The organism is Streptomyces sp. CBMA291, assembly GCF_014596525.1.
Taxonomy (GTDB): Bacteria; Actinomycetota; Actinomycetes; order Streptomycetales; family Streptomycetaceae; genus Streptomyces.
Genome location: NZ_MSJP01000079.1, coordinates 20548 through 46281 on the forward strand (window position 1 = coordinate 20548; position 25734 = coordinate 46281).

The window sequence follows — 25734 nt, forward strand, 5'->3', positions numbered from 1 at the left end:
CCTCGGTGCTACTTGCCCTCGTCCTCCATCTCCTCCGCGGAGCGGAGGTAGACGACGACGCCGACGCCCGGCTTGCGGCTCTCCTCGTCGCCCTCGAGCGGGTCGCCGTGGATGATGTCCTTCTGCATGATGTTCACCCCCTCTCCCGGTGCGAGGACGGCTCGGCCGGTGCGGGTGCCGGAGGCAGCCCGCGGCCGAGAAATCTGAGGGACCGTGTGATCACGGCCAGGTGGTCGGCCCCGTCGTAGCCGTCGTGGCCCGAGTCCAGCCACATCAGCTCGTGGGCCACGCCGCCCGCGCGCAGCACGTCCAGATACGCCTCGATCTGCTCCGGCGGGCACTTGGCGTCCCGGCGCGCGGCGACCACCAGGAGCGGTGCGCGGATGGCGGAGGCGTACGTGGAAGGGGAGGCGTGGGCGTAGGCCTCGGGGACCTCGTCCGGGGTGCCGCCGAACAGCGCGGTGTCCAGCGCCTGGAGGGCGGGCGTGGAGTGCCGGAAGGCCGTGACGCAGTCGGCGAGCGGCTTGACCGCCACCCCTGCGTCCCACAGCTCCGGCCGGGTCCCCAGGGCGAGCAGGGTCAGATAGCCGCCCCACGAGGTGCCGCACAGTCCCACGGCGCCCTCCCGGCCGATGCCCCGCTCGATCAGCTCGGCCCTGGCCCGCACCAGGTCGGCGACCTGGGTGTGCCCGACGCCCTCGGAGTAGGCGGAGCGCCAGCGGGGTCCGTAGCCGGTCGAGCCCCGGTAGTTGACCCGGGCCACGGCGTATCCCGAGCCGACGAGGGTCTGGACCATGGGGTCGTAGGCGTCGCGGTCGTGGTCGGCCGGTCCGCCGTGGACGAGGAAGACCAGCGGATACGGGGCGGGCCGGTCGGCGGGGGTGGTGACGAAGGTGTGCACCGGTCCGTCGGGGCCGGGTGTCCACAGGTCCTGGCGCTGCCCGAAGCGGGGCAGGCGCCACTGGCTCTGCCCGGGGAGCGAGGCACCCGAGAGGGACAGCGCGCGCGGTACGTTCACGGCGTCGGTCCAGAGGAAGTGGACGTCGCCGTCGGCGGCGGGTACGGCGTCCAGGACGCTGCCCTCGGGGGTGGGTACCGGGGTCAGTTCGCGGCGGTCCAGGTCGGCGGTGAAGAGCCGGCTGCGGCCGTGCCGGTCCTGCCGGAGCAGGACCCGGGGGCGGCCCGTTCCGGGGTACCAGCGGGCGGTCGTCTCGGTGTCGAAGGCGCACCAGGGGAGCAGGTCGAGGCCGCGCCCGGGGGCCCAGGTGCCCAGGTGGTAGCGGCCGTCCCGCTCGCGCATCACGAGGAGGAGGGGGCGGCCGGGGGAGGAGCCCGGGGCGGGTGGGGACGGGGGTGCGGTCGCCGAGGGGCCGGGCGCGGGCCCGGTCGCGGAGCTTGACGCGGGCGCGGTCCCGGCTTCGGCTTCGGGCAGGCTCGCGGCGGCGGGGGCGAAGCCGAGGGCCCAGGTGCGTTCGCGGGTCCCGGAGAGCACGTCGACGATGGTTCCGTCCGGGGCCAGCAGGGTCACGGCCCGCGCGGAGTGGGCGGGTCCCGAGACCGCGAGGAGCCCGCCGTCCGGGGACAGGTCGCAGAGGGTGCCGGACTCCTTCGTACGCAGGACGGGGACGCCGGTGCCGCCGCGCCGCCCCAGGTGCACGCTGAACCCCTCGGGGTCCCGGATGCCGACGGCGACCGTGCCCGCCTCGGTCAGGGCGAGACCGGCGGGCCGCCCGTACGGCACTCCGGCCAGGGCCGGGCGGTCGGGTCCGCCGTCGAAGTCCTGGGTGCGCCAGGCGCCGCTGCCGCCCGGGTCCTCGTCGAACCACCACACGGCGTCCTCGGCGTCGAGGGCGCAGAGCAGGGTGCCGTGCGGTCGGTCGGTCAGCTGTCGTCCGGTGCCGGTGGAGCGGTCCCAGGTGAAGATCTCGCAGCGGCCGTCGGCGTCGCCGGTGTAGACCATCCGGTCCGGGTCGCGGGGGCTGGTCACGGGCAGGACCGGCCGGTAGACGCCGTAGGTGCGGGCGGCCGTCTTCGGGGGCGGGGGCGGGGTCACGGCGCCTCCTTGACGACGAGTCCGGCGCGGACGGTCGCGTACAGCGCGAGTGCGGCGAACGCGCCCGCGCAGCCCCAGGCCACCGGGCGGCCGCCGTACGAGGCCACCAGGACCCCCGCCGCCACGGGCGCGAGGACCGCGACGGCCTGCCCTGCGGTGCCGAGGACCGTGCCCATCCGGGCCAGCAGCCGGTCGGGGGTGACCAGGATCGCCCGGGTCTGGAGGACGACCACGACGGACGGCACGATCAGCGACACCCCGCTCAGGAGCAGCCCGTAGGTCCAGGTCCGGGAGGCGAAGGCGAGTCCGGCGGCGGTCGGGACCATGGCCCAGGAGGCGCCGGTCACGATCCGGGCGGCCGGGATCCGCCGGACCAGCCAGGGTGCGGCGAGCGCGCCGAGGAGTCCGCCGACGCCGGCCAGGGTGAGGATGAGCCCGATCGAGGAGGGGCTCGCGCCCTGGTCGTGGGAGGTGAAGACGGCGTGGAAGTAGAGGGTGCCGAGCAGGGCGTTGATCCCCGCGGTCCACACGACCACGAAGCGCAGGAAGGGTTCGGCCCACACGAAGCGCAGCCCCTCGGAGAGGTCGCGGGTGAAGGAGCCTGCCGGGCCTTCCCGTTCGGGTGTCAGGTCTGTGCGGATGGCCTTGGTCGCGGCGGCGACCAGCAGGAACGACACCGCGTCGGCGAGCAGCGGCACCCAGCGGGCCAGTTGGTAGAGGACGCCGCCCAGGGACGGTCCGACGATCTGCACGGCCTGGTCGCGTGCCTGGAGGAGGCCGATCGCCCGGGGGTACTCGCCGGGCGGTACGAGGCGCCTGATCGTTCCGGAGGCGGCCGCCCCGTAGGTGGCGCTGGCCGCCTGCTCGACCACGGCGGCGAGGAGTACGTGGACGAGGACGACCCGGCCGAGGGCCACGGCGACGAAGACCGATCCCATGGCGGCGGCCGCGGTCAGGGCCGCCGCGTACATCATCGGCTTGCGGGGCCGGCGGTCGGCGAACACGCCCGCGACCGGGGAGACCACGAGTCCGCTGATCAGGGCGGTCGAGCCGACGAGTCCGGCGAGCCCGGCGGAGTATCCGGCGCCCAGCAGGATCAGCGGAAGGAAAAGCGAGGAAGCGCAGGTGCCGAGACCGTCGACGGCCCCGGCGAGCCAGAAGAGCGAGAAGTCCCGTCTTCGGAACGGAGAGCGGGGGGATTCTTTCGATAATTCGGGGCCGGAGGGTCTTAACGCCTCTTCGGCCTCGCCCATCAGGATTCCCGCTCGGGGGATATTGCTGACGCTGACGCACCCACAATGCCCCCTGTGAAAAGCGGACTTCCGGCCGTTGAGGGTTGTGATCGTAGCGAACGGATAGACCGCTCACAATACCTGAGTTCGAATACGGTTCTTGATCAAGGCAGGGGGATTCCGGGGTTCCGCGCGACCGGCCCGCGCGCGGCCCCGGGGGCGGCGGGGTGGGGCGCACGGGCACGGTGGGGATGGTGGGGCGTGGCGCGTGGGGCCGGAGGGGGCCGTGTGAGGGGCGCGCGGGGGACCGGTGGGGTCAGATCGCCCAGGCGTACGCGGGCGGTGCCTCGTGGGTCCGGGCGCCGAGTTCACGGGCGGCGCGGCGGGCCCAGGAGGCGTCGCGGAGCAGTTCCCGGCCGAGGAAGACGGCGTCGGCGGCGCCTTCGGCGAGGATCGTCTCGGCCTGCGCGCTCTCGGTGATCAGCCCGACGGCGGCCACCGGCAGCCCGGTCTCCTCCTTGACCCGGGTCGCGAAGGGCACTTGGTAGCCCGGGGCGGTCGGGATGCGGGCGGGGCCGCCGTTGCCGCCGCTGGAGACGTCGAGGAGGTCGACGCCGTGGTCGCGGAGGAGCGCGGCGAAGCGCACGGTGTCGTCGACGGTCCAGCCGTGCTCGGCGAGCCAGTCGGTGGCCGAGATGCGGAAGAACAGGGGGAGTTCCTCGGGCCAGACGGCCCGGACGGCGTCGACGACCTCCAGGGCGAAACGGGTCCGGTTCTCGAAGGAGCCGCCGTACTCGTCGGTGCGGTGGTTGCTGTGCGGGGAGAGGAACTCGCCGATGAGATAGCCGTGCGCGCCGTGCACCTCGACGACCTCGAACCCCGCGTCGAGGGCGCGGCGGGCGGCGTCCGCGAACTGGCCGGTGACCTCCCGGATCCGCTCCGGGGTCAGCTCGGCCGGAACGGGGCGGTCCTCGGCGAAGGGAAGGGGGCTGGGGGCGACGGTCTGCCAGCCGGTGCCGTCCTGGGGGAGGGCGCCGCGACCCTCCCAGGGGCGCTGGGACGAGGCCTTGCGTCCGGCGTGTCCGATCTGGATCCCGGCGGTGGTGCCTTGCTCCTTGAGGAAGGAGGCGATCCGGCGCAGCCCCTCGGTCTGGGCGTCGTTCCAGAGGCCGAGGTCCGCCGGGCTGATCCGGCCCTCGGGGGAGACGGCGGTCGCCTCGATCAGGATGAGTCCGGTGCCGCCGGTGGCGCGGGCGGCGTAGTGGGCGAAGTGCCAGTCCGTGGCGACGCCCGTGAGCGGGCCCGTCGTCGCCGCGGAGTACTGGCACATGGGCGCCATCCAGACCCGGTTGGGCACGGTGAGGGAACGCAGGGTGTACGGCTCGAACAGGGCGGCGCTCATGACGGACTCCGTTTCGGATGCCTCGAAGGACGCTAGTACGGTACTCATCGTAGTACGGCACCTGTCAAACTACGAGAGTCCTCGTACAATGGGAGGCGTCCCGGAAGAAGTGGAGCCGCCGCCATGACGACCGCCACCAGTGCCCGCGCCCTCGACCACCCCGAGCGCGAGGAGATCCGCCTGGAAGCCGTGCTGCACGCCCTCGCGGATCCGGTGCGCCTGCTGATCGTGCGGGAGATGGCACGCGAGGACACCGAACTCAGCTGCTCGTGCTTCGACCTGCCGGTCACCAAGTCCACCTCGACCCATCACTTCCGGGTCCTGCGCGAGGGCGGCGTCATCCGGCAGACCTACCGGGGCACGGCCAAGCTCAACTCCCTGCGCCGCGCGGACCTGGACGCGCTCTTCCCCGGACTCCTCGCCGCCGTCCTGGCCGCCGCCGACTCCCGGGCGGCCGGGGAGGAAGCCGCGCGCTGACGACCTCCCGGCGGACGGGCCCTTCCCCGGGGAAGGGCCCGCCACGGCGACCTCCTCGGAGGAGAGGGGCTCAGCCGGCCGGAGGTACGGGGCCCGGCCGGCCCGCTACAGCGACCGCATCCGCTGGATCTCCGCGGTCTGCTGGGCGATCACGTCGTTCGCCATCTCCTCCACCAGGACGTTGTTGCCCTGGCTCAGGACCTCGGTCGCCATCGTCACCGCCCCCTCGTGGTGAGTGATCATCAGCTTCAGGAACAAGGCGTCGAAGGTCTTGCCCCGGGCGTCCCTCAGCCGCCCCAGCTGCTCCTCGGTCGCCATGCCCGGCATCGCGCCGTGGTCGTGGCCCGACAGGGCGCGCGGACCGCCGTTGTTTTTCAGCCAACCTTCCATCGCGCCGATCTCCGGCCCCTGCGCCGCCGCGATCCGCTCGGCCACCTTCTTCACCCGGGGGGAGTCCGCCCGCTCGGGGACCAGCGCCGTCATGGTCAGGGCCTGTCGGTGGTGGGCGATCATCATCTGCGCGTACCGGAAGTCCGCGCCGTTCGGGCTCTCGTCCGGGAGCAGCCGCGCCGCCTCCTCCGGCGACACCCGCCGGGCCGGTCCGCCGGGCTTCCCCGGCACCACCACCGTGTTCCCGCTCGGCGCCGACCGAGGCGCGTCCCCGCCGGGTGTCGACTCGCAGGCGGTCAGGGCGAGTACGGCGACGGCGGACAGGGCGGCGACGGCGACGACCGGACGCTGACGGCGGATCAACAACACGACCTCCAGGTGGACTTGCGGCGGAATGGGGCCGATCCTGGCACTTTTCTCGCGGGGGCGATCGAAAACCTTCATGACGTCTGTGTTGCCATCTGTTGAGATGTACACGGCGAAGAACATACTGCCGGGGTCCCACACCGTTCGACACCGAACGGTCACCAGGGAGGACGGAGTGACTTCATTGCGTACCCCGCGCACACCATCCACCACACGCGACCCGCGTGCACGGACGAGACGGCTGGCCGTGGCATCCGCCGCCGCCGGACTCCTCGCCACCCTGTTCACGACCGGGCCCGCCTCGGCCACCCCCGGCCCCGGGGACACCCCCGTCGAGACCCCGGTCTCCTCGCGGCAGGTCGCCGACACGCGCTCCGCCATCCGGAGCGGCGAGATACCCGGCGTGGACGAGATCGTCCACAGCGCCAACATCCAGCACCTCGCGAACGTCCCCAAGGACGCGCTGCCGAGCCTCAACACGGATCTCGCGTTCCAGGGCAGGTACGCCTTCGCGGGCAACTACGACGGCTTCCGCATCTTCGACATCGCCGACCCGAAGGCGCCGAAGACCGTCGCCCAGGTCCTGTGCCCCGGCTCCCAGAACGACATCTCCGTCTCGGGGAACCTGCTGTTCCTCTCGACGGACTCCTCCCGCAGCGACGACTCCTGCGCCAGCACCACGCAGCCCGCGTCGGTGAAGGAGTCCTGGGAGGGCATGAAGATCTTCGACATCAGCGACATCACCGACCCCAAGTACGTCGCCTCCGTCGAGACCGACTGCGGCTCCCACACCCACACCCTGGTGCCGAGGAAGAAGGACGTCTACGTCTACGTCTCCTCGTACGGTCCCGCCGCCGCGTTCCCCGACTGCCAGCCGCCGCACGACGGCATCTCCGTCATCAAGGTGCCCCGCGACGCCCCCGAGCGGGCGGCGGTCGTCGGCTTCCCCGTCCTCTTCCCGGGCGAGGGACCGGACGGCGGCGGCAACCCCGGCGCCCCGACCAACCCGGGCGTCTCCAAGACCTCCGGCTGCCACGACATCACCGTGCTGCCCGACAAGGACCTCGCCGCGGGCGCCTGCATGGGCGACGGCATCCTCTTCGACATCTCCGACCCCGTGCGCCCGCAGGTCCTCGACCGCGTCCAGGACAACGTCAACTTCGCCTTCTGGCACTCCGCGACCTTCAACCAGAAGGCGGACAAGGTCGTCTTCACCGACGAGCTGGGCGGCGGCGGCGCGGCCACCTGCAACGCGGCCGTCGGCCCGAACCGGGGCGCGGACGGCATCTACGACATCGTCGGCAAGGGCCGCAAGAGCAAGCTCGTCTTCCGCGGCTACTACAAGATCCCGCGCCACCAGGCGGACACCGAGAACTGCGTCGCCCACAACGCCTCGCTGATCCCGGTCAAGGGCAGGGACCTCATGGTCCAGGCCTGGTACCAGGGCGGCGTCTCCGTCTGGGACTTCACCGACTCCGCCAGGCCGAAGGAGATCGCCTACTTCGAGCGAGGCCCGCTCTCCGCCACCGAGATGGCGACGGGCGGCTCCTGGTCCGCGTACTACTACAACGGCCACATCTACTCGAACGACATCGCCAAGGGACTCGACGTCCTGAAGCTCTCCGACCCCCGCACCGACCCCGCCGCCCGTCTCCGGATGGACGAGCTGAACGTCCAGACCCAGCCCGACTACTCGGACTTCGACGACTGAGACGACGGCCTGAAAGGAGGTGTGCCGTCGGGCGGACCCCCGTCCGGCGGCACGCCCGCCTCCCAGTCCAGTCCGTACCGGTGGAACAGCTCCGCCCGCAGCCGCGCCAAGGGCAGGGGCGCGCCCGGCAGCAGCACCGCCACCACCGCACCCATCAACTGGGCGCGCAGCAGCGGATAGTCCGTTTCCACGTCGTCGGAGCCGTACCGCGTGACGGTGTCCCGCAGCAGGAAGGCCAGCCGCTGCTGCTCCTCGCACCGCACGAACCCCTCGGCCTGGAGGATGCCCGCCATGTGGGTCCGCATCAGCGTCGGGCGCTCCGCCGCGAGTCCCAGGATCGCGTCGATCGCGCGGGCCATCCGCTCCCGGCCGTCCTCCGTGCGCGGCGCGCGGTCGAGCCCCGCCTCCAGGGTGAGGTGCATCAGCCGGTGCACGGCCGCCTGGAGCAACTGCCGCTTGCCCGGGAAGTAGTACGAGACGAGTCCCCGCGCGGTACCGGCCCGCTCCGCTATGTCACCGAGCGTCGTCGCCTCGTAACCCCGGGTGTCGACGAGGTCCACTGTGGCGCGCAGAATGCGCTCCCGCGACCTGCGTCGCAGTTCTTCATTGACCGATGGGCTACGCGGGGACATGCTGGACTCCTGCGTTGACTGGCTGCGGGCCAATATACTCGGCGCATTCCGTCGGCATGCCTCTGCGGCATACCCGCGGAACAGCCGTCTGTTCTGGGCGACACGGGGGATCGTCCAGAACAGACGGCGTCATACCGCACCTCCGCTCCGGCTCCCCGTGCCGCCGTGTCCCTTCCGCGTACGGCGCCGCTCGCTCCGGCGGTACGCCAAGACCGTCACGGCCACCAGGCACCAGCCGAACAGCCAGCCGCCCAGGACGTCCGAGGGCCAGTGCACGCCCAGATAGACCCGCGTCCAGCCGACCCCGAGCACCGAGAACACGGCGACGCCCGTCAGGGTGCCCCAGCCGCGCCACTCGTCCCGCCAGTGCGACGCGAGCACCCAGAGCAGCAGTCCACAGGTCACCGTCGCCGTCAGGACGTGCCCGGACGGGAAGGCGGCGTACCGCGCCGAGTCCACCGGGTCCACCCAGTGCGGTCGCTCCCGCCCCACCAGCGCCTTCAGCCCCTGCTGAAGCCCCACGGTCAGCAGGCTCACGCCCGCCACCCACAGGGCGGTGCGCCACTCCCGCCGCCACCACAGCAGCAGCGCCGTCGCGGCGGCCAGGGCGCGCATGGTCCACGGGTCCCACACCCAGTCGCTGAGCACCCGGTTGAGATGGGTGAACCCAGGGTGGGCGACGGCGTGCCGGTGGAGGGCGACGGAGACCGAGCGGTCGAAGGAGAGCAGCGGCGCCCAGCCCACGGCGACGAGCACGAGCAGCAGAACGGCCAGGACCCCGGTGACCACGGCGGAGGTACGCATCCCCCGATCCTGCCGGACCCCCGGCTCCGGGCGTACCCCGACACCGGGCACGCCCTCCCCGGCCGTCATCCCAGTGCGCGGAGCGCCGGTACGAAAGCCACGAGCACCGGGACCACCGGCACCAGGGCGGCGGCGGCCGTCAGGCGCAGGCGGTGGCTCGCGGGGAGCCGGGGCGTGGCCGAGAGCAGTCGGTTCACCCGCTGCGGAAGGTCCGCGTCGGGGGCGGAGCCGGGTCCGAACACGCCCCGGTCCTCGTTCAGTTCGACGAGGGCGAGGGCGATCGTCAGGCGTCCGAAGCGGCGCGAGGCCACATCGTCGGCGGCCAGCTCCACCAGACGGTGCATCTCCTCGCGGAAGGCCGCGAAGACCGGGACGCCGGGGAATCCCGAGGCCAGCGCCGCCGAGCAGTGCAGGAGCCAGTCGTGCCGGGCGCGCGCGTGCCCCTGCTCATGGGCGAGGAGGGCGTCGAGCTGGCGTCCCTTCAGCCGCCGCAGCGCCGCCGTGGTGACGACCAGTCGGGGTGCCGCCCCGGCCAGCCACCAGGCGCCCGCCCGCTCGCCCTCCAGGACGACGAGCCGCTCGTCGCCCGGCTGTTCGCCCGGCAGCAGGGGCGCGCGCACGAGCAGCTCGCCGCGCCGCCGGCGGCGCCCGGCGCGGGCCAGGCCGATCTCCCGGCCGAGCATCGCCCCGGACCACAGCCCACCGGCCGCCAGGGCCACCGCGAGCACGGCGGACCAGGGGCCGCTCGTGCCGAGTTCGTAGGCCTCGACCACCGCGCGCGGTGCGGGCGCGAAGAGCTGCCCCCGGACGGCCTGCCAGGCGGCGGAGGCGCTGAACGTCATGGAGAGCGCGAAGCTCAGCAGCACGGCGGCGACCACGCACTGCCAGGCCCAGAGGGCCACCACGGGTTCTCGCTCCGCCCAGTGCGCTCGCGCGAGGAGCCGGGGAGCCGTGAGGGCGGTCAGAAGGCCGAACAGGAACAGCGCGAGGGAGACCCACATGGGCGTCACCCTATGAGCGGGATACGGGCCCGGGGTACGGCCTCGCACGCCAAGTGACGCACACCACGGTTTCGTTGCCGCCCGGGGAAGGCCCCGGCACCGGGAGGGCGGCCCGGCGCGGGGAGGGCGGCCCGGCGCGGGGAGGGCGGCCCGGCGTGGGGAGGGCGGCGTCGCACGCGGGCCCCTCCCGCCGGGCCGCAGACTCAGAAGCAGGCCCAGCCCCAGCCCCGGGCTTCCAGTCCCAGCCTCAGCCTCAGCCTCGGGCTCCCAGTCCCAGCCCCAGCCCCGGGCTCCCAGCCCCAGCCCCGGGCTCCCCGCGGTGAAGGCGGGTCAGAGCGTCACCAGCATCGCGACCATCGCGAGCGCCATCGAGAGGCGGCAGACCCGTGCCAGTTCCGGCCGGGCGCTCCCGGCGGGCCCTCCTCCGCCGGTGCCCGCAGGGACCGCTCCCGGGACCGGCCCCGGCGCGGGTCCCGGCGCCGGGACGAGCCGCGCGCCCGTGTGGAGCACGTACACCCCGTAATAGAGGAGGAGGCTGCCGGTGAGTACGGGGACGCCCGCCGTCGTGCCCCCGTGGTGCGCCGTGTGTGCTCCGGGGCCGGCCGCCGCCATCGCCACCGCCATGTAGACCATGGCGAGCGAGCCCACCAGGTGGTGCAGATGGTGGCCGCCGCGGCGGATCGCGAAGAGGCCGTGCAGGGCGGCCGTGCCGAACACCGCCGCGTACACCGTCCAGCTCCACTCGGGCGGGGTGAGCGCGGCGGCGGGCAGCGCCATGGCGGCCATGCCGAAGCCCATCACCGCCTCGCCGCCCGCCGCCCGGCGCTCGATCCCGGTGCCCTCGCGCATGCGGAGCAGGCAGTACGCCCCCGTGGCCGCGCACAGCGCGACCATCAGCCATCCGGACAGGGCCGCTCCGTGCACGGCACACCTCCCCCTCGACGCGGTCCGCTCCCCGGAGGCATGCCCGCCGCCCGCCCGGCACACGCGGGCGCACGGTCGCGCACGGGCGTACGGCAGGGGCGGTGAGGGGGGCGCGTTAGGCTCGGGCCGGGTCGCGCACCGCGATCGTCAGCGCCCGAGGGGAGCCCTGCTCGCATGGAAACCGCCACGCCTCACGAGACCGGCCGGATCACCTACCGGGAGGCGGTCCTCGACGACGTCCCGGCACTCGTCCCGCTCGTCGAGTCGGCCTACCGGGGCGACGACAGCCGGGGCGGCTGGACCACGGAGGCGGACCTCCTCCAGGGGCAGCGCACCGACGCCGAGGGGGTGGCGGCGGTGATCACCACGCCCGGCAGCTGTCTTCTGGTGGTGGAGCGCGATGGCGTCCTGGTGGCCTGCTGCCAGCTGGAGGACCGGGGCGAGGCGGCCTACTTCGGCATGTTCGCCGTCCGTCCCGAGCTCCAGGGCGCGGGACTGGGCAAGCTGATCATCGCGGAGGCCGAGCGCCGGGTCCGCGAGCTGTGGGGCGCGCGGGAGATGCACATGACGGTGATCTCCGTACGCGAGGAGCTGGTGGCCTGGTACGAGCGGCGCGGCTACCGGCGCACCGGGCGGATGTCGCCGTTCCCTTACGGGGACGAGCGCTTCGGGGTGCCTCAGCGTGACGACCTGGAGTTCGAGCTCCTGGTGAAGCCGCTGGCGTGAGCCCTCCGGCGGAAGAAGGGATTCCCCCCTGAGTAACAGGAAAAACTTCTGTTGACAGGGGGGTGTTACCGGAAATTTTCCCATGCTCCTCTTGTGGCGAAGAACCGTCGGTGGTTACGGTGTCTTTACGCGAGGTTCTCCTGTGGAGGAAGTGGCATGACGGAAATTCTTGAGCAGGACATGACCGGTGGGGGGATATCCACCGAAGCCCGAGTGATCGATCACCCCGCCTGGCCCGAGCTCAAGAACGCCGTGGAAGAGATCCGCACCTGGCAGAGCACGGACGGCTCCATCGACTTCGGGCGCGAGGGCGCGCCCGCCCGCTCCCTCGCGGAGCTGACCCTCGACCGCGTCACCTCCGCCATCGAGCAGCTCTCCCCGCTCGTCCCGCACGACGGCGCCTATCACCGCGCCCTCGTCTCCGACCTGCGCAAGTGGGGCGAGAGCGGCTTCACCGTCCCGGACTTCCTGGACTCGCTGCTCACCTTCCACCCGGCCGCCGACCGCGTCGACGGACTTCAGCACCTCGTGCTCTTCCCGATGTACACGCAGAACGGGAACCCGGACCGCAACCTCGAAGCCGTCGTGCTCCGCATGGTCTGGCCCGAGTGGCTCTCGGAGCTGGAACGCACCCGCTACGACAACCCGCTCTTCTGCGGCATCACCTTCGAGGACTTCACCAGCGGGTACGACACCAACTCCGCCGTCCTCTTCCCGGAGACCATCGCCGTCCGCGAGGCCCCCGAGCGCTTCACCTGGGGCGGCATCTTCTGCGACCGCGAGGCGGCCCGCTTCCGCAAGGTGACCGAGGCGGCCGTCGACACCCTCGGCATCGAGCTGCCGGACGACATCGCCGCGATGATCGGCGACCAGACCCGCTGCGAGCAGGCCTTCGTGCTCTGGGACATGGTCCACGACCGCACCCACAGCCACGGGGACCTGCCCTTCGACCCCTTCATGATCAAGCAGCGCCAGCCCTTCTGGATGTACGGCCTCGAAGAGCTGCGCTGCGACCTCACCGCCTTCAAGGAGGCTGTGAAGCTGGAGGCCGAAGGCAACACGCACGGCCGTGACGTGCAGTACGCGGTCCTCTTCGACCGCATGTTCCGCTTCCCGCTCTCCGGCGACCGCAACCGCAACTACGACGGTCTCGGCGGCCAGCTCCTCTTCGCGTACCTGCACAAGAACGACGTGGTGCGCTGGACGGACAACACCCTCAAGATCGACTGGCAGCGGGCCCCCGAGGTCACCAACCGCCTCTGCGCCGAGATCGAGACGCTCTACCGCGACGGCATCGACCGCCCGAAGCTCGTCCACTGGTTCAAGGCGTACGAGCTGGTCTCCGCCTATCTCGCCCCCCACCCGGGCTCCACCTGGGCCAAGGGTCCCGAGGCCCTGGACCTCTCCCTCCCGCCGCGCAAGCTCGTCGACGACGTGCTTCCCGACGAGTTTCCGCTCAGCATGTTCTTCGAGGCCCTCGCCAAGAAGCTGAAGGGCGTGATCGCCGAGACGAAGGGGATCACCGCCACCGGCGCCCCGCGGGCAGAGCGGGCCGCCGCGTGAGCGCGGGCACCGAGAACACGGAGGAGGCGTCGCCCATGAACGCCAACGGAAACGGCGGGCCGCTCGACGGCGCCGTCATCGCGGTCGCCGGAGCGGCGGGACCCGCGGGCCGCGCGGCCCTGCTGCGCCTCGCCGAGGCGGGCGCCACCGTGGTCGCGTCCGACGCCGACCCGGCCCGCCTCGCGGAGGCCGTCGACGCCGCCAGCTACGCCCACGGCGGCGCCAAGGTCGTCGGCGACACCGTCGACCTGCTCGACCTGGCCGCCACCCGCGACTGGGCCGACAAGACGGAGAAGGAATTCGGCCGCGTCGACGGCCTGGTCCACCTCGTCGGAGGCTGGCGCGGCAGCCCCTCCTTCACCGAGACGGACCTCAAGGACTGGGACTTCCTGGAGAAGCTCCTCGTCCGCACCGTCCAGCACACCTCCCTCGCCTTCCACGACGCCCTGCTGCGCGGCGGCGGCCGGGGTCGCTACGCCCTGATCAGCCAGGTCGGCGCGCACAAGCCGGTCGCGCGGAACGCCGCGTACAACGCGGGCAAGGCGGCGGCCGAGGCCTGGACCCTCGCCATGGCCGACTCCTTCCGCAAGCTCGGGGGAGACGAAGGCCCCCAGGCGGCGGCTGCCATCCTGGTGATCAAGGCACTGGTGCACGACGCCATGCGCGCCGAACGCCCCGATGCGAAATTCGCGGGCTTCACCGACGTCGACGACCTGGCCCGCGAGATCGTCGGCCTGTGGAGCAAGCCCGCCCAGGAACTGAATGGACAGCGTCTGTGGCTGACCCCCAAGCCGTGACCGCGCACCCCGGACTCCGGACCGACGCCCGTCGTCGCCACGACCCCTCGGTCCGGGGCTTCGCCAGCGACAACTACGCCGGCGCCCACCCGGAGATCCTCGCGGCCCTCGCCCTCGCCAACGACGGCCACCAGGTCGCCTACGGCGAGGACCAGTACACCGAACACCTCCAGCAGATCATGCGCGGCCACTTCGGCCCCGCCGCCGAGGCCTTCCCGGTCTTCAACGGCACGGGGGCCAACGTGACCGCCCTCCAGGCGCTCACCGACCGCTGGGGCGCGGTGATCTGCGCCGAGTCCGCCCACATCAACGTGGACGAGGGCGGCGCTCCGGAGCGGATGGGCGGCCTCAAGCTGCTCACCGTGCCCACTCCGGACGGCAAGCTCACCCCTGAGCTGATCGACCGGCAGGCCTGGGGCTGGGAGGACGAGCACCGGGCGATGCCGCAGGTCGTCTCGATCACCCAGAACACCGAGCTGGGCACCGTCTACACGGTGGACGAGATCCGCGCGATCGTCGAGCACGCCCACGCCAAGGGCATGAAGGTGCACCTCGACGGGGCCCGGATAGCCAACGCCGCCGCCTCGCTCGGCGTGCCGATGGGCGCGTTCACCAGCGAGGTGGGCGTCGACGTGCTGTCCTACGGCGGCACGAAGAACGGCATGATGTTCGGCGAGGCGGTCGTGGTCCTCGACCCCGGCACGGTCAGCCACATGAAGCACCTGCGCAAGCTGTCCATGCAGCTCGCGTCGAAGATGCGCTTCGTGTCGGTGCAGCTGGAAGCCCTCCTCGCGAAGGACCTGTGGCTGCGCAACGCGGGTCACGCCAACGCGATGGCCCGTCGGCTCGCCGCCGGGGTGCGCGAGGTCGACGGGGTGGAGATCCTCTACCCGGTGCAGGCCAACGCGGTCTTCGCCCGCCTGCCGCACGAGGTGTCCCGACGCCTCCAGAAGCGCTTCCGCTTCTACTTCTGGGACGAGGCGGCCGGTGATGTGCGCTGGATGTGCGCCTACGACACCACGGAGGACGACGTGGACGCCTTCCTCCAGGCCCTGAAGGAAGAGATCGCCCACTGACCCGGGCTGCATGAATATACGGCCGGATGGAAAGTCATTGACTTCCGTCCGGCCGTTTCCGTACGCTCCCCCCACATGGAACTCATCCAGCAGAACCCGGACATCGCCGCCTATCTGGCCCCCGGTGAAGCCGTCGACCACGAGCATCCGACGGTCGGACGCGTCGTCGAACACCTCTCCCGGGAACACCCGGACGCATACGCATACGCCGAAGCGGCCTTCGCGCACGTCCGCGACACCATCCCGCACTCCGCCGACTCCGGCGACCTCCGCGTCACCTGGCGCGCCTCCGACGTCCTGGAGGAGCGCACCGGCATCTGCTACGCCAAGGCGGTGGCGTACGCCGCGCTCCTGCGTGCCCGGGGGATCCCGGCGGCCCTCTGCTACCAGCGGCTCGCCGACGACGACGGATCGCGTCCGGTGCTCCACGGTCTCGTCGCCGTCCTGCTCCCGGGGGAGCGGACCTGGGCCCGGCAGGACCCGCGCGGCAACAAGCCCGGCGTCGACGCCCGGTTCTCGATCGGGGAGGAGCGGCTGGCCTGGACCGTACGCCCGGAGTTCAATGAAGTGGACTATCCGGTGCTCTATGCTGAACCACATCCGGTCGTCCTCGACGCACTGCGCGCCGCCCCCGACCGGCCCACCCTCTGGCGGACGCTCCCCACCGAGCTCTGACCCCGGACACCGGCGAACGGCGGATCATGACCCTCACGCTCACAGTCTCCGAAGAAGTGCGCACCCTCGCCCCCGGCTTCAGCTTCCTGCTGGTCGAAGCCCGCGGACTGGTCAACGGGCCCAGCGACGAGGCCAGTTCGGCGCTTCTCGACGAGGCCGCGCGGCGGCTCGCCGAACGGCTCGACGGCCGCACCCCCGACCAGGACCCGCACATCGCCGCCTGGCGCGCCGCGTACACCGCGTTCGGCGCCAAGCCCTCCCGTACGCGCAACTCGGCGGAGGCGCTCGCCCGGCGCGCCCTCGCGGACGGCGGACTGCCCCGGATCAACCGGCTGGTCGACGCCTACAACGCGGTCAGCGTCGCCCGTCTGATCCCGGTCGGCGGCGAGGACCTGAGCCGCGTCCAGGGCGCCATGAGCCTGGTCAGGGCCGGTGGGGACGAGCCCTTCGTCACCATGGCGGGCGGCGCGGAGACCGTCGAGCACCCCGAGCCCGGCGAGATCGTCTGGCGCGACGAGGAGGGCGTCACCTGCCGCCGCTGGAACTGGCGCCAGGGCCCCCGTACCCGGATCGACGACGACACCACCGACGCCTTCTTCCTCCTGGAGTCGCTCGCCCCCATGACCGGGGACGAACTCCGAGCGGCGGGCGCCGAGCTGGCACGGTCGCTCGAAAAGCTCAGCCCCGGCGCCCGGATCACCGTCCGCGACCCGGAGTGAGCCACCCCGCCAGGGTCAGCCGGCTTCCTTGACCTGGGCGGGCGTCGGAGCCGTACCCCCGAGGTGCGCGGGCACCCACCAGGTGTCGCCCGCGTCCTTGGGGCGGACCGGATAGGCGCGCTGGGCCGCCTCCAGAAGCTCCTGGACGCGTCCGCGCAGCCGACGGGTGATCGCGCCCGCGTACTGGTCGGCGGGCGCCTCCACGGGCTCGCCGACCCGGATCGTCACCGGGATGTGGCTGCGCTTGAAGTTCCTCGGCCGGCCCTTCGTCCAGATCCGCTGGGTGCCCCACAGCGCCATCGGGACCAGCGGGACGCCCGCCTCCTGCGCGAGGCGCGCCGCGCCCGTCTTGAAGCCCTTCAGCGTGAACGAGGGGGAGATCGTCGCCTCGGGGAAGACGCCGATGATCTCCCCGGCGCGCAGCGACTCCAGGGCGTGCCGGTAGGCGTGCTCGCCCTGGGTGCGGTCCACCGGGATGTGCTTCATGCCGCGCATGAGCGGTCCCGAGACCTTGTGCCGGAAGACCGAGTCCTTCGCCATGAAGCGCACCAGACGCTTCTGCGGGCGGGCCGCGAGCCCGGTGAAGATGAAGTCGAGGTAGCTGATGTGGTTGCTGACCAGCACCGCCCCTCCGGTCCGCGGGATGTGCTCGGAACCCTGGGTGTCGATCTTCAGATCGAGTGCCTTGAACAGGGTGAGCGCGGCACCGATGACCGGCCGGTAGACGAGTTCTGCCATCGGAGAGGAACCTCTTCTTCGTCTGCCTGGGGAGGGTCTCCCGGCGAAGTTACGCGGCCGTAGGTTTTCGGCTTTGGGCAGATCGTGCCCCATGTGGGCCGTCGTGACCAGTCCAGACGGCTTCATACGGGGAGATTCTCGTCACTCGCGGTTGCGGGGGCGGGAATCGAATGCTCTCGTGTGACGCTGCACCACGGGGAACGGAAACGAAGCGGAGGAGGGGGAAGGATGACCACCGGGATCCTTGATCCGGAGGTGCTCGGCGCGCCGCTGGGGGAGCGGGCCACCCTCGTCCAGTTCTCCAGCGCTTTCTGTCAGCCCTGCCGCGCCACCCGCCGCACCCTGGCCGAGGTCGCCGCCATGGTCCCGGGCGTCGGGCACGTGGAGATCGACGCGGAGGAGCGGCTCGCGCTCGTCCGCGAACTCGGGGTCACCCGCACTCCCACCGTCCTCGTCCTCGACGCGGCGGGTCGCATCATGCGGCGCGCCGCCGGGCAGCCCCGCACGGCGGATGTCATCGCGGCCCTGGGCCGGGTGCTCTGACGCCGTGACACTCCTCCCACATCGCGGTACGCGCTTGACTGCACGCGGCAACGATCGTCACCCTGACGGTGTGCCCCCAGAACTCCTTCTCTACGGCCGGCCCCATGTGGACCTGGCCCGCAACGCGAGCGCGCGCTGTCCGGGTGTCTGACGACCCCAGGACCACTTCCATGCAGCCCTCGCAGAAGGACAACTCCATGACGGTTTCGCCCGAGCTTCGTACCGTTCCCCCTCTCGGCGTCCCCCGGCAGGCCTCTCCCGACCTGCTCCGCTCCGTCTTCCGCCGGCACGCGGCCGGTGTCGCGGTCGTCACCGCGCACGGCGAGCACCCCGTCGGTTTCACCGCCACCTCGCTCAACTCCGTCGCCGCCGAGCCCCCCTTGATCTCCTTCGGGGTGGGTGTCTCCTCCTCCAGCTGGCCCGTGCTCGCCGAGGCCGAGCACATCGGCGTGCACATACTCGGCGAGCACCAGCAGGAGCTGGCCGCCCTCTTCGCGCGCAGCGGAGCCGACCGCTTCGGCGAGGGGACCCGCTGGAGCACCGGCCCCGAGGGCGTCCCCGTGCTCGACGGCGTCCTCGCCTGGCTGGTCTGCCGTGTGGTGGCCCGGGTGCCCGCGGGGGACCACCGGATCGTGATCGCGCAGGCGATCGCGGGCGACCCCGACGGGGCGGGCCGGCCGCTGCTCTACCACCACGGCCGCTTCAACGCCCTGCGCGACTGAGAGTTCCCGCGCGGACGGCTTTCCGCGCGTTGGGCAGATCACATTCCTGAGCGCTTGCTTACCGGTCGCCAACTGGGTCTACTGGCGAGTAATATTTCGGTCGGGGCGTCCGCCGCCCCGACCGGAAACCCGCCCTTCAGGCGCCTATGCTGCCAAGCGACAAGGCAGCCAAGTTATGACGATGCAGTAGGAGAGCCGGCGTGAGCTTGAGGATCGTTGTCTGTGTGAAGTACGTGCCCGACGCCACCGGCGACCGGCACTTCGCCGATGACCTGACCGTCGACCGCGACGACGTCGACGGCCTGCTGTCGGAGCTTGACGAGTACGCGGTCGAGCAGGCGCTCCAGATCGCCGAAGAGGCCGACGACGCCGAGGTCACCGTGGTCACCGTCGGCCCCGAGGACGCCAAGGACGCCCTGCGCAAGGCGCTCTCCATGGGCGCCGACAAGGCCGTCCACGTCGAGGACGACGACCTGCACGGCAGCGACGTCATGGCCACCTCCCTGGTGCTCGCCAAGGCGATCGAGAAGACCGGCTACGACGTCGTCATCGCGGGCATGGCCTCCACCGACGGCGTCATGGGCGTCCTCCCGGCCATCCTCGCCGAGCGTCTGGGCGTCCCGCAGGTCACCCTGCTCTCCGAGGTCGGCATCGAGGACGGCAAGGTCACCGGCCGCCGCGACGGCGACACCGCCTCCGAGCAGCTGGAGGCCTCCCTCCCGGCCGTCGTCTCCGTGACCGACCAGTCCGGCGAGGCGCGCTACCCCTCCTTCAAGGGCATCATGGCGGCCAAGAAGAAGCCGGTCGAGTCCCTCGACCTCTCCGACCTCGGCCTCGAAGCCGGGGAAGTGGGTCTCGAAGGCTCCTGGACCGCGGTCGACTCCGCCACCGAGCGTCCGGCGCGCACCGCCGGAACGATCGTCAAGGACGAGGGCGAGGGCGGCAGGCAGCTCGCCGGCTTCCTCGCGGAGCAGAAGTTCATCTAGGACTCAGCCCCGCGGGCCGGACGCACCCTCCCGGCCCGTGCGAGCCCTTCCGACCGCCCCTTTTTCGTTCGCAGGAGATGAAAGTCCCATGGCTGAGATCCTCGTCTACGTCGACCACGTCGACGGAGCCGTCCGCAAGCCCACCCTGGAGCTGCTGACCCTCGCCCGCCGCATCGGCGAGCCGGTCGCCGTCGCCCTCGGCAACGGCGCCGCCGACACCGCCGCCGCGCTCGCCGAGCACGGCGCGGTGAAGGTCCTCACCGCCGACGCGCCGGAGTTCGCCGAGTACCTCGTCGTCCCGAAGGTCGACGCCCTCCAGGCCGCCTACGAGGCCGTGTCCCCGGCCGCCGTGCTCGTCCCGTCCTCCGCCGAGGGCAAGGAGATCGCGGCCCGCCTCGCCGTCCGCATCGGCTCCGGCCTCATCACCGACGCCGTGGACCTGGAAGCCGGAGACGAGGGCCCGGTCGCGACGCAGGCCGCGTTCGCCGCCTCCTTCACCACCAAGTCCCGTGTCTCCAAGGGCACCCCGGTCATCACGGTCAAGCCGAACTCGGCCCCCGTCGAGGCCGCCCCGGCCGCCGGCGCCGTCGAGGCCCTCGCGGTCTCCTTCGGCGCGCTGGCCACCGGCACCAAGGTGACCGCCCGCACCCCGCGCGAGTCCACCGGCCGCCCGGAGCTGACCGAGGCCGCGATCGTGGTCTCCGGCGGCCGAGGCGTCAACGGCGCCGAGAACTTCGCGATCATCGAGGCGCTCGCCGACTCGCTCGGTGCCGCCGTCGGCGCCTCCCGCGCCGCCGTCGACGCCGGCTGGTACCCGCACTCCAGCCAGGTCGGCCAGACCGGCAAGTCGGTCTCGCCGCAGCTGTACATCGCCTCCGGCATCTCCGGCGCGATCCAGCACCGCGCGGGCATGCAGACCTCGAAGACGATCGTCGCGATCAACAAGGACGCCGAGGCGCCGATCTTCGAGCTGGTCGACTACGGCGTCGTCGGCGACCTGTTCGACGTCGTCCCGCAGCTCACCGAGGAGATCGAGTCCCGCAAGGGCTGAGCCTCCCTCGTCGTACCGGTCCGGGGGCCGCGTGGTGATCGTCACCGCGCGGCCCCCGGCCGTTTCCGGCCACACGGCCGGGCCGTTCCCGGAGGTACGACCGAGGGGCCCGACTCCTTCCGGACACCCATTGACGTGCGCAACACCGCCCACTAACTTCGCCATACGGATTGTCGATTCCGTTCAGCGGAAAACAGGAGGGTGTGGGATGGGTCAGCAGGAGAAGGTGCCGACAAGCCTCGCGGGCGCGGTCAGCGAGGACATCAGCGCCTCCCTCGCCGCCGTGGACGCCGAACTGGAGCGCCGCTACCCCGGGGACCCCGGCACCCGCCAGCCCGTCCACACCGTGTACGTACCGGGCGACGCCTTCGAGGCCGGAACCATCCGCTCCTGGGGTGACCGGGCACTCGCCGCCCTCGACGAGCACGCCCCCGACGCCGCCTCCTTCGCCGCCGCCCTCGGCCTCCCCGACGCCCTCGCCCAGGACGTCTACGACCGAGTCGTCGCCAAGCTGCGCCGCGAGCCCGTCGAAGACCTGCGCATCGACTTCGAGGACGGCTACACCGGCACGGACGAGGACCGGGACGCCGCCCGCGCCGCCCGCCTCGTCACCGAGGCCCGGCGCGACGGCACCGCGGCCCCGTACACGGGCATCCGCATGAAGTGCATGGAGTCCGCCGTACGCGACCGGGGCATCCGCACCACCGACGTCTTCCTCACCGGCCTCATGGAGAACGGCGGCCTCCCCGAAGGCCTCGTCCTCACCCTCCCCAAGGTGACCTACCCCGAACAGGTCACCGCCTTCGTGCGCCTCCTCGAAGCCTTCGAGAAGGCGCACGGCCTCGACGCGGGCCGCCTCGGCTTCGAGATCCAGATCGAGACCAGCCAGTCCATCCTCGCCGCCGACGGCACCGCCGCCGTCGCCCGGATGATCGGCGCCGCCGAGGGCCGCGCCACCGGACTGCACTACGGCACCTTCGACTACAGCGCCTGCCTCGGCGTCTCCGCCGCCTACCAGGCGAGCGACCACCCGGCCGCCGACCACGCCAAGGCGATCATGCAGGTCGCCGCCGCGGGCACCGGAGTCCGCGTCTCCGACGGCTCCACCAACGTCCTGCCCGTCGGCACCACCGCCCACGTCCACGAGGCCTGGCGCCTCCACTACGGCCTCACCCGACGCGCCCTCGCCCGCGCCTACTACCAGGGCTGGGACATGCACCCCGGCCACATCCCCACCCGCTACGCAGCCGTCTTCGCCTTCTACCGCGAGGGCTTCGAGACCGCAGCCAAGCGCCTGGCCGCCTACGCCAACCACGCGGGCGGCGACGTCATGGACGAGCCCGCCACCGCCAAGGCCCTCGGCTCCTACCTCCTCCGGGGCATCGACTGCGGCGCCCTCGACACCGCCGAGGTCGACGCCCTCACCGGACTCGACCGCGCCGCACTCCACCGCTTCGCCGCCCCGCGCCGGGGCGACCTCACCGCCTCGGCGGAGTAGCCGGAGCCGCCGCCCCGCCCCGGGTTCGCCGGGGGCGGGGCCCGTCAGGCGCCCGGCGGCGGCAGCTCCCCCGAGCCCCGGACGAGGAGCGTCGTGCCGAGCACCACCCGCTCCGGCGCCCCGCCGCCCCCTTCGAGCCGCCGGAACAGACGCTCCGCCGCCGTCCTGCCGAGGGCGGCGGCGTCCTGGGCGATCACGGTGATGCCGAGCAGATCGGCCAGCTCGATGTCGTCGAAACCGACCAGCGCCACCGGCCGGGGATGCCCGGCGAGGACCCGGACCACCGTGACCGTCACCCGGTTGTTCCCCGCGAAGAACGCCGTCACGGGCTCCGGTCCCGTCAGCATCCCCCGTACCGCCGCACGCACCCGCCCGGGGTCGGTGGGCCCGAGCGCCACCCACGCGTCCCTGACCGGCAGCCCCGCGTCCTCCATCGCCGCGCGGTAGCCGCGCAGCCGCTCGGCCGAGGTGTGGATACGGGGCCGGTCGCCGATGAAACCGATCCGGCGATGCCCGTGGGCGATCAGATGCGCCACCCCCTCAAGGGACCCGCCGAAACTGTCCGAGAGCACGGCGTCCGCCTCGATGAGCCCCGCGGGCCGGTCCACGAAGACGGTGGCGACACCCGCCCTGATCTCCGGCTCCAGATAACGGTGGTCGTCGCCGGAGGGGATCACGATCAGACCGTCGACCCGGCGCGCGCACAGGGCGAGCGCCAACTCCTGCTCCCGGTCCGGGTCCTCGGCGCTCGACCCGTTGACGAGCAGCGCCCCGTGCGCCCGCGCGACCTCCTCCACCGCCCGGCTGAGCGGACCGTAGAACGGGTCGGCGAGGTCCTCCAGGACGAGACCGACGGTCGCGGTGCGGCCCTTGCGCAGCACCCTCGCGCTGTCGTTGCGGCGGAACCCGAGCACCTCGATGGCCGCCTGGACCCGCCGCTCGGTCTCCGCCGTCACCCCCGGCTCGCCGTTCACCACCCGGGACACCGTTTTCAGGCCGACGCCTGCGCGCGCGGCGACGTCCTTCATCGTGGGCCGGTTTCCGTAGCGGTGGTCGGGGCGGCGAGCGGTGTCGGCCACGGTGCGCGGTTCCTCCGTCAAGGGTCGGAGATCGGGCGGCGGCCTTCTGCCGAGCGATGCCCGACCGTCTCTCTCGGGCCGAAGCATAGAGGCTGGACAACGTTGTCAAGCCGAGCGGAGACTGTACGGTACCGTCCTGCTTCCGCCCGCCCCGACTGGAGATCCCGCGCCCATGCAGACCGAATCCGACCCGGGCTCCGCCGAAGGCCTCGTCATCGCCCTCGACATCGGCGGCACCAAGATCGCCGGAGCCCTGGTCGACGCCGGGGGAGACATCCGGGTCCGCGCCCTGCGGCCCACGCCCGCGCGGGAGGACGGCGAGACGGTGATGCGCGCGGTCGAAGCGGTGCTCACGCGGCTGTCCGCTTCCCCGCTCTGGGACGCGGCCGGGGCCGTCGGCATCGGCAGCGCGGGGCCCGTGGACGCCGAGCGGGGGACCGTCAGCCCGGTCAACGTGCCGGGCTGGCGAGCGTATCCGCTGGTGGAACGGGTGCGCCGGGCGACGGGCGGACGGCCCGTCACCCTGGTCGGCGACGGCGTCGCCATGGCGGCGGCCGAACACTGGCTCGGTGCGGCCCGGGGCCATGACAACGCGCTGGGCCTGGTGGTCTCCACGGGCGTCGGCGGCGGGCTCGTCCTCGGCGGCCGACTCCACCCGGGCCCCACCGGAAACGCCGGTCACATCGGCCACATCGTGGTGGACCTGGACGGCGACCCCTGCGCCTGCGGCGGACGCGGCTGCGTGGAGCGCCTTGCCAGCGGCCCGCACCTGGCCCGCCGCGCCCTGGGGAACGGCTGGCGGCCGGGACGCGACGGCGACGCCTCCGCCGCAGGGGTGGCCGCCGCCGCCCACGCGGGGGACCCGATCGCCCTCGCCGCCTTCGCACGGGCGGCGAGGGCCCTGGCGGCGGGCATCGCCACCACGGCGGCCCTCGTCGAGATCGACATCGCGGTCGTGGGCGGCGGCGTCGCCCGCGCGGGCGAGATCCTGTTCACCCCGCTCCGCCACGCCCTCGCCGAGTACGCCACCCTGTCCTTCCTCCGCGACCTGACGGTGCTCCCGGCCGCCACGGGCACCGACGCGGGCCTCCTGGGCGCGGCGGCTGCGGCCTGGGCGGGCCCGGGAGGCCCGGCGGGTGCGCAGGGCAGCCGGCCGGGGCGGGAACCAGGCGACTCGACGGAGGCGTGACGGAGATGGTGGGAGCGTGACGGGGACAGCGGGGAGTGACGGGGTGCGGTGGAGGGGGAGGCGGACGAAGGGGGCGTGAGACGGACCGGCAGGGGGGGCGAGGCGGACCGGCGGGGCGGTGGCCCGGAGCGGTGAAGCAGGGGCACAGACCGGCGGCAAGTGACACGGACCGGCAGGTCGGCGGGGCCCGCGCCGGGCGCGCCGCACGTGCGCCGGGCGCCCGGTCGGCCGCACTCCGTCCACGCGTGCCCGGACATGTGTTCACGGGTTTCCGTGGCAGGGTGTGGGGCAAGCCACAGGGGGCCGTCGAAGAGGGGGAATCGTGATCGTCTGGCTCAACGGCGCGTTCGGCGCGGGGAAGACCTCCACCGCACGTGAACTGGTCGACCTGATCCCGAACAGCACGCTGTACGACCCCGAGGCCACCGGCGGCAGCCTGCGGGCCCTGCTGCCGGCCAAGCGGCTCGCGGAGGTCGAGGACTACCAGGACCTGCCGATGTGGCGGCGCCTGGTGGTGGACACGGCCGCCGCCCTGCTCGCCGAGGTCGGCGGCGTCCTGGTGGTCCCGATGACCCTGCTGCGCCAGGAGTACCGGGACGAGATCTTCGGCGGGCTCGCCGCCCGCCGCATCGATGTGCGCCATGTCCTCCTCGCCTCGGAGGAAACGATCCTGCGCCGACGGATCGAGGACCGCGCCGACTACGGCGACCCCGAGACCGACGCCCGCGTCCGCGACTGGTGCCACGCCCACCTCGCGCCCTACCGCGAAGCCCTCGGCTGGCTCGCCGCCGACGCGTACACCGTCGACACCTCGGCACTGAGCGCGTCCGAGACGGCCCGGGACATCGCCGACGCGCTCGAATCCGGGCGCGCCGCCTCCTGCGGGATCGTCCAGACCCCCCGGCCGACCCGGGAGACGCTCGCCTCGGGCGTCCTCCTCTTCGACGAGCACGGCCGCTTCCTGCTCGTCGACCCCACCTACAAGCCCGGCTGGGAGTTCCCCGGCGGCGTCGTCGAGTCCGGCGAGGCCCCGGCCCGCGCGGGCATGCGCGAGGTCACCGAGGAACTGGGCCTCGAACTCGCCGCCGTACCCCGGCTGCTGCTCGTCGACTGGGAGCCCCCCGAGCCGCCCGCGTACGGCGGACTGCGCTTCCTCTTCGACGGCGGCGGACTCGGCGCGGCCGACATCGGGCGCCTCCGCCTCCCCGGCGCCGAACTGCGCGACTGGCGCTTCGTCACCGAGGAGGAGGCGGCGGACCTGCTGCCGCCCGTCCGCTACCGCCGCCTCCGCTGGGCCCTGCGCGCCCGCGAGCGCGGCACCGTCCTCAACCTGGAGGCGGGCGTCCCGGCCGACTGACGGCGGGGGAGCCCTGCGGGCCC

Annotated in this window: 26 protein-coding genes; 15 read left to right on the forward strand and 11 right to left on the reverse strand. The window is 72.7% G+C overall.

Annotated features, from left to right (window positions below; genetic code table 11):
• Positions 1–8 precede the first annotated feature (8 nt).
• From BU197_RS31030 to BU197_RS18625, 4 genes are all read right to left on the reverse strand, one after another.
• The gene (locus BU197_RS31030) at positions 9–137 is read right to left on the reverse strand and encodes a hypothetical protein (protein WP_262928217.1); all 129 of its coding nucleotides are present in this window, start codon (positions 135–137) and stop codon (positions 9–11) included.
• Positions 134–1960, reverse strand: coding sequence for an alpha/beta fold hydrolase (locus BU197_RS18615; protein ID WP_188266164.1), 1827 nt, complete (start codon positions 1958–1960; stop codon positions 134–136). The genes BU197_RS31030 and BU197_RS18615 overlap by 4 nt, the downstream gene beginning before the upstream one ends.
• A gap of 89 nt (positions 1961–2049) precedes the next feature.
• Positions 2050–3306, reverse strand: coding sequence for an MFS transporter (locus BU197_RS18620; protein WP_188266154.1), 1257 nt, complete (start codon positions 3304–3306; stop codon positions 2050–2052).
• A gap of 295 nt (positions 3307–3601) precedes the next feature.
• A complete protein-coding gene (locus BU197_RS18625; protein WP_188266153.1) occupies positions 3602–4687 on the reverse strand; it encodes an NADH:flavin oxidoreductase/NADH oxidase in 1086 nt (361 codons plus the stop codon).
• A gap of 123 nt (positions 4688–4810) precedes the next feature.
• On the opposite strand from BU197_RS18625, the gene BU197_RS18630 reads away from it, so the two are divergent.
• A complete protein-coding gene (locus BU197_RS18630) occupies positions 4811–5164 on the forward strand; it encodes an ArsR/SmtB family transcription factor (protein WP_188266152.1) in 354 nt (117 codons plus the stop codon).
• Positions 5165–5269: 105 nt separating this feature from the next.
• On the opposite strand, the gene BU197_RS18635 is transcribed toward BU197_RS18630, so the two are convergent.
• Positions 5270–5917 (reverse strand): DUF305 domain-containing protein, encoded by a 648-nt coding sequence (locus BU197_RS18635; RefSeq protein ID WP_411158425.1) that lies wholly within the window; start codon positions 5915–5917, stop codon positions 5270–5272.
• A 178-nt stretch (positions 5918–6095) separates the two neighbouring features.
• Between BU197_RS18635 and BU197_RS18640 the strand changes: the two genes are divergently transcribed.
• Positions 6096–7631 (forward strand): LVIVD repeat-containing protein, encoded by a 1536-nt coding sequence (locus tag BU197_RS18640; RefSeq protein WP_188266150.1) that lies wholly within the window; start codon positions 6096–6098, stop codon positions 7629–7631.
• Here the strand turns inward: BU197_RS18640 and BU197_RS18645 are convergent.
• From BU197_RS18645 to BU197_RS18660, 4 genes are all read right to left on the reverse strand, one after another.
• On the reverse strand, positions 7610–8263 hold the full coding sequence (locus BU197_RS18645) for a TetR/AcrR family transcriptional regulator (RefSeq protein ID WP_188266149.1): 654 nt from the start codon (positions 8261–8263) through the stop codon (positions 7610–7612). The two genes, BU197_RS18640 and BU197_RS18645, sit on opposite strands and share 22 nt — an antisense overlap.
• Before the next feature lie 129 nt (positions 8264–8392).
• On the reverse strand, positions 8393–9067 hold the full coding sequence (locus BU197_RS18650) for a phosphatase PAP2 family protein (RefSeq protein WP_223183736.1): 675 nt from the start codon (positions 9065–9067) through the stop codon (positions 8393–8395).
• Positions 9068–9132: 65 nt separating this feature from the next.
• Positions 9133–10068 carry a M56 family metallopeptidase gene (locus tag BU197_RS18655; protein WP_188266147.1) on the reverse strand — a complete coding sequence of 312 codons (936 nt, stop codon included), beginning with the start codon at positions 10066–10068 and terminating at the stop codon, positions 9133–9135.
• A gap of 330 nt (positions 10069–10398) precedes the next feature.
• Positions 10399–10992, reverse strand: a complete 594-nt coding sequence (locus tag BU197_RS18660; RefSeq protein WP_188266146.1) for a DUF5134 domain-containing protein — start codon at positions 10990–10992, stop codon at positions 10399–10401.
• Between the two features lie 174 nt (positions 10993–11166).
• Here BU197_RS18660 and BU197_RS18665 point away from each other — a divergent pair, with 174 nt between their 5' ends.
• The 6 genes from BU197_RS18665 (at position 11167) to BU197_RS18690 (ending at position 16548) form a co-directional block, all read left to right on the forward strand.
• Positions 11167–11718, forward strand: coding sequence for a GNAT family N-acetyltransferase (locus BU197_RS18665; RefSeq protein WP_188266145.1), 552 nt, complete (start codon positions 11167–11169; stop codon positions 11716–11718).
• A gap of 156 nt (positions 11719–11874) precedes the next feature.
• Positions 11875–13281, forward strand: coding sequence for a DUF6421 family protein (locus BU197_RS18670; protein ID WP_188266144.1), 1407 nt, complete (start codon positions 11875–11877; stop codon positions 13279–13281).
• Positions 13282–13316: 35 nt separating this feature from the next.
• Entirely contained in the window at positions 13317–14078 is a 762-nt protein-coding gene (locus tag BU197_RS18675) for an SDR family oxidoreductase (protein WP_188266143.1), read from the forward strand.
• The gene (locus BU197_RS18680) at positions 14075–15154 is read left to right on the forward strand and encodes a threonine aldolase family protein (RefSeq protein ID WP_188266163.1); all 1080 of its coding nucleotides are present in this window, start codon (positions 14075–14077) and stop codon (positions 15152–15154) included. Before BU197_RS18675 ends, BU197_RS18680 begins: the two co-directional genes overlap by 4 nt.
• 75 nt (positions 15155–15229) lie before the next feature.
• Positions 15230–15829 carry a transglutaminase-like domain-containing protein gene (locus BU197_RS18685; protein WP_188266142.1) on the forward strand — a complete coding sequence of 200 codons (600 nt, stop codon included), beginning with the start codon at positions 15230–15232 and terminating at the stop codon, positions 15827–15829.
• 26 nt (positions 15830–15855) lie between these two features.
• Entirely contained in the window at positions 15856–16548 is a 693-nt protein-coding gene (locus BU197_RS18690) for a B3/4 domain-containing protein (protein ID WP_188266141.1), read from the forward strand.
• A 15-nt stretch (positions 16549–16563) separates the two neighbouring features.
• Here the strand turns inward: BU197_RS18690 and BU197_RS18695 are convergent, their stop codons facing one another.
• Complete coding sequence (locus tag BU197_RS18695) at positions 16564–17286, reverse strand: lysophospholipid acyltransferase family protein (protein WP_188266140.1); 723 nt, start codon at positions 17284–17286, stop codon at positions 16564–16566.
• A gap of 228 nt (positions 17287–17514) precedes the next feature.
• On the opposite strand from BU197_RS18695, the gene BU197_RS18700 reads away from it, so the two are divergent.
• The 5 genes from BU197_RS18700 (at position 17515) to BU197_RS18720 (ending at position 22086) form a co-directional block, all read left to right on the forward strand.
• Positions 17515–17829: a TlpA family protein disulfide reductase gene (locus BU197_RS18700; protein ID WP_188266139.1), complete on the forward strand. Its 315-nt coding sequence runs from the start codon at positions 17515–17517 to the stop codon at positions 17827–17829.
• Between the two features lie 197 nt (positions 17830–18026).
• Complete coding sequence (locus tag BU197_RS18705; RefSeq protein WP_188266162.1) at positions 18027–18551, forward strand: flavin reductase family protein; 525 nt, start codon at positions 18027–18029, stop codon at positions 18549–18551.
• Positions 18552–18751: 200 nt separating this feature from the next.
• Entirely contained in the window at positions 18752–19537 is a 786-nt protein-coding gene (locus BU197_RS18710; protein ID WP_188266138.1) for an electron transfer flavoprotein subunit beta/FixA family protein, read from the forward strand.
• Positions 19538–19625: 88 nt separating this feature from the next.
• The gene (locus tag BU197_RS18715) at positions 19626–20588 is read left to right on the forward strand and encodes an electron transfer flavoprotein subunit alpha/FixB family protein (RefSeq protein ID WP_188266137.1); all 963 of its coding nucleotides are present in this window, start codon (positions 19626–19628) and stop codon (positions 20586–20588) included.
• Between the two features lie 208 nt (positions 20589–20796).
• Entirely contained in the window at positions 20797–22086 is a 1290-nt protein-coding gene (locus BU197_RS18720) for a DUF6986 family protein (RefSeq protein WP_188266136.1), read from the forward strand.
• Between the two features lie 44 nt (positions 22087–22130).
• Here the strand turns inward: BU197_RS18720 and BU197_RS18725 are convergent, their stop codons facing one another.
• Positions 22131–23165, reverse strand: a complete 1035-nt coding sequence (locus BU197_RS18725; protein WP_188266135.1) for a LacI family DNA-binding transcriptional regulator — start codon at positions 23163–23165, stop codon at positions 22131–22133.
• Positions 23166–23337: 172 nt separating this feature from the next.
• Here BU197_RS18725 and BU197_RS18730 point away from each other — a divergent pair, with 172 nt between their 5' ends.
• Positions 23338–24354 (forward strand): ROK family protein, encoded by a 1017-nt coding sequence (locus BU197_RS18730; protein ID WP_188269412.1) that lies wholly within the window; start codon positions 23338–23340, stop codon positions 24352–24354.
• A 322-nt stretch (positions 24355–24676) separates the two neighbouring features.
• The gene (locus BU197_RS18735; protein ID WP_188269413.1) at positions 24677–25711 is read left to right on the forward strand and encodes an NUDIX hydrolase; all 1035 of its coding nucleotides are present in this window, start codon (positions 24677–24679) and stop codon (positions 25709–25711) included.
• Positions 25712–25734 lie beyond the last annotated feature (23 nt).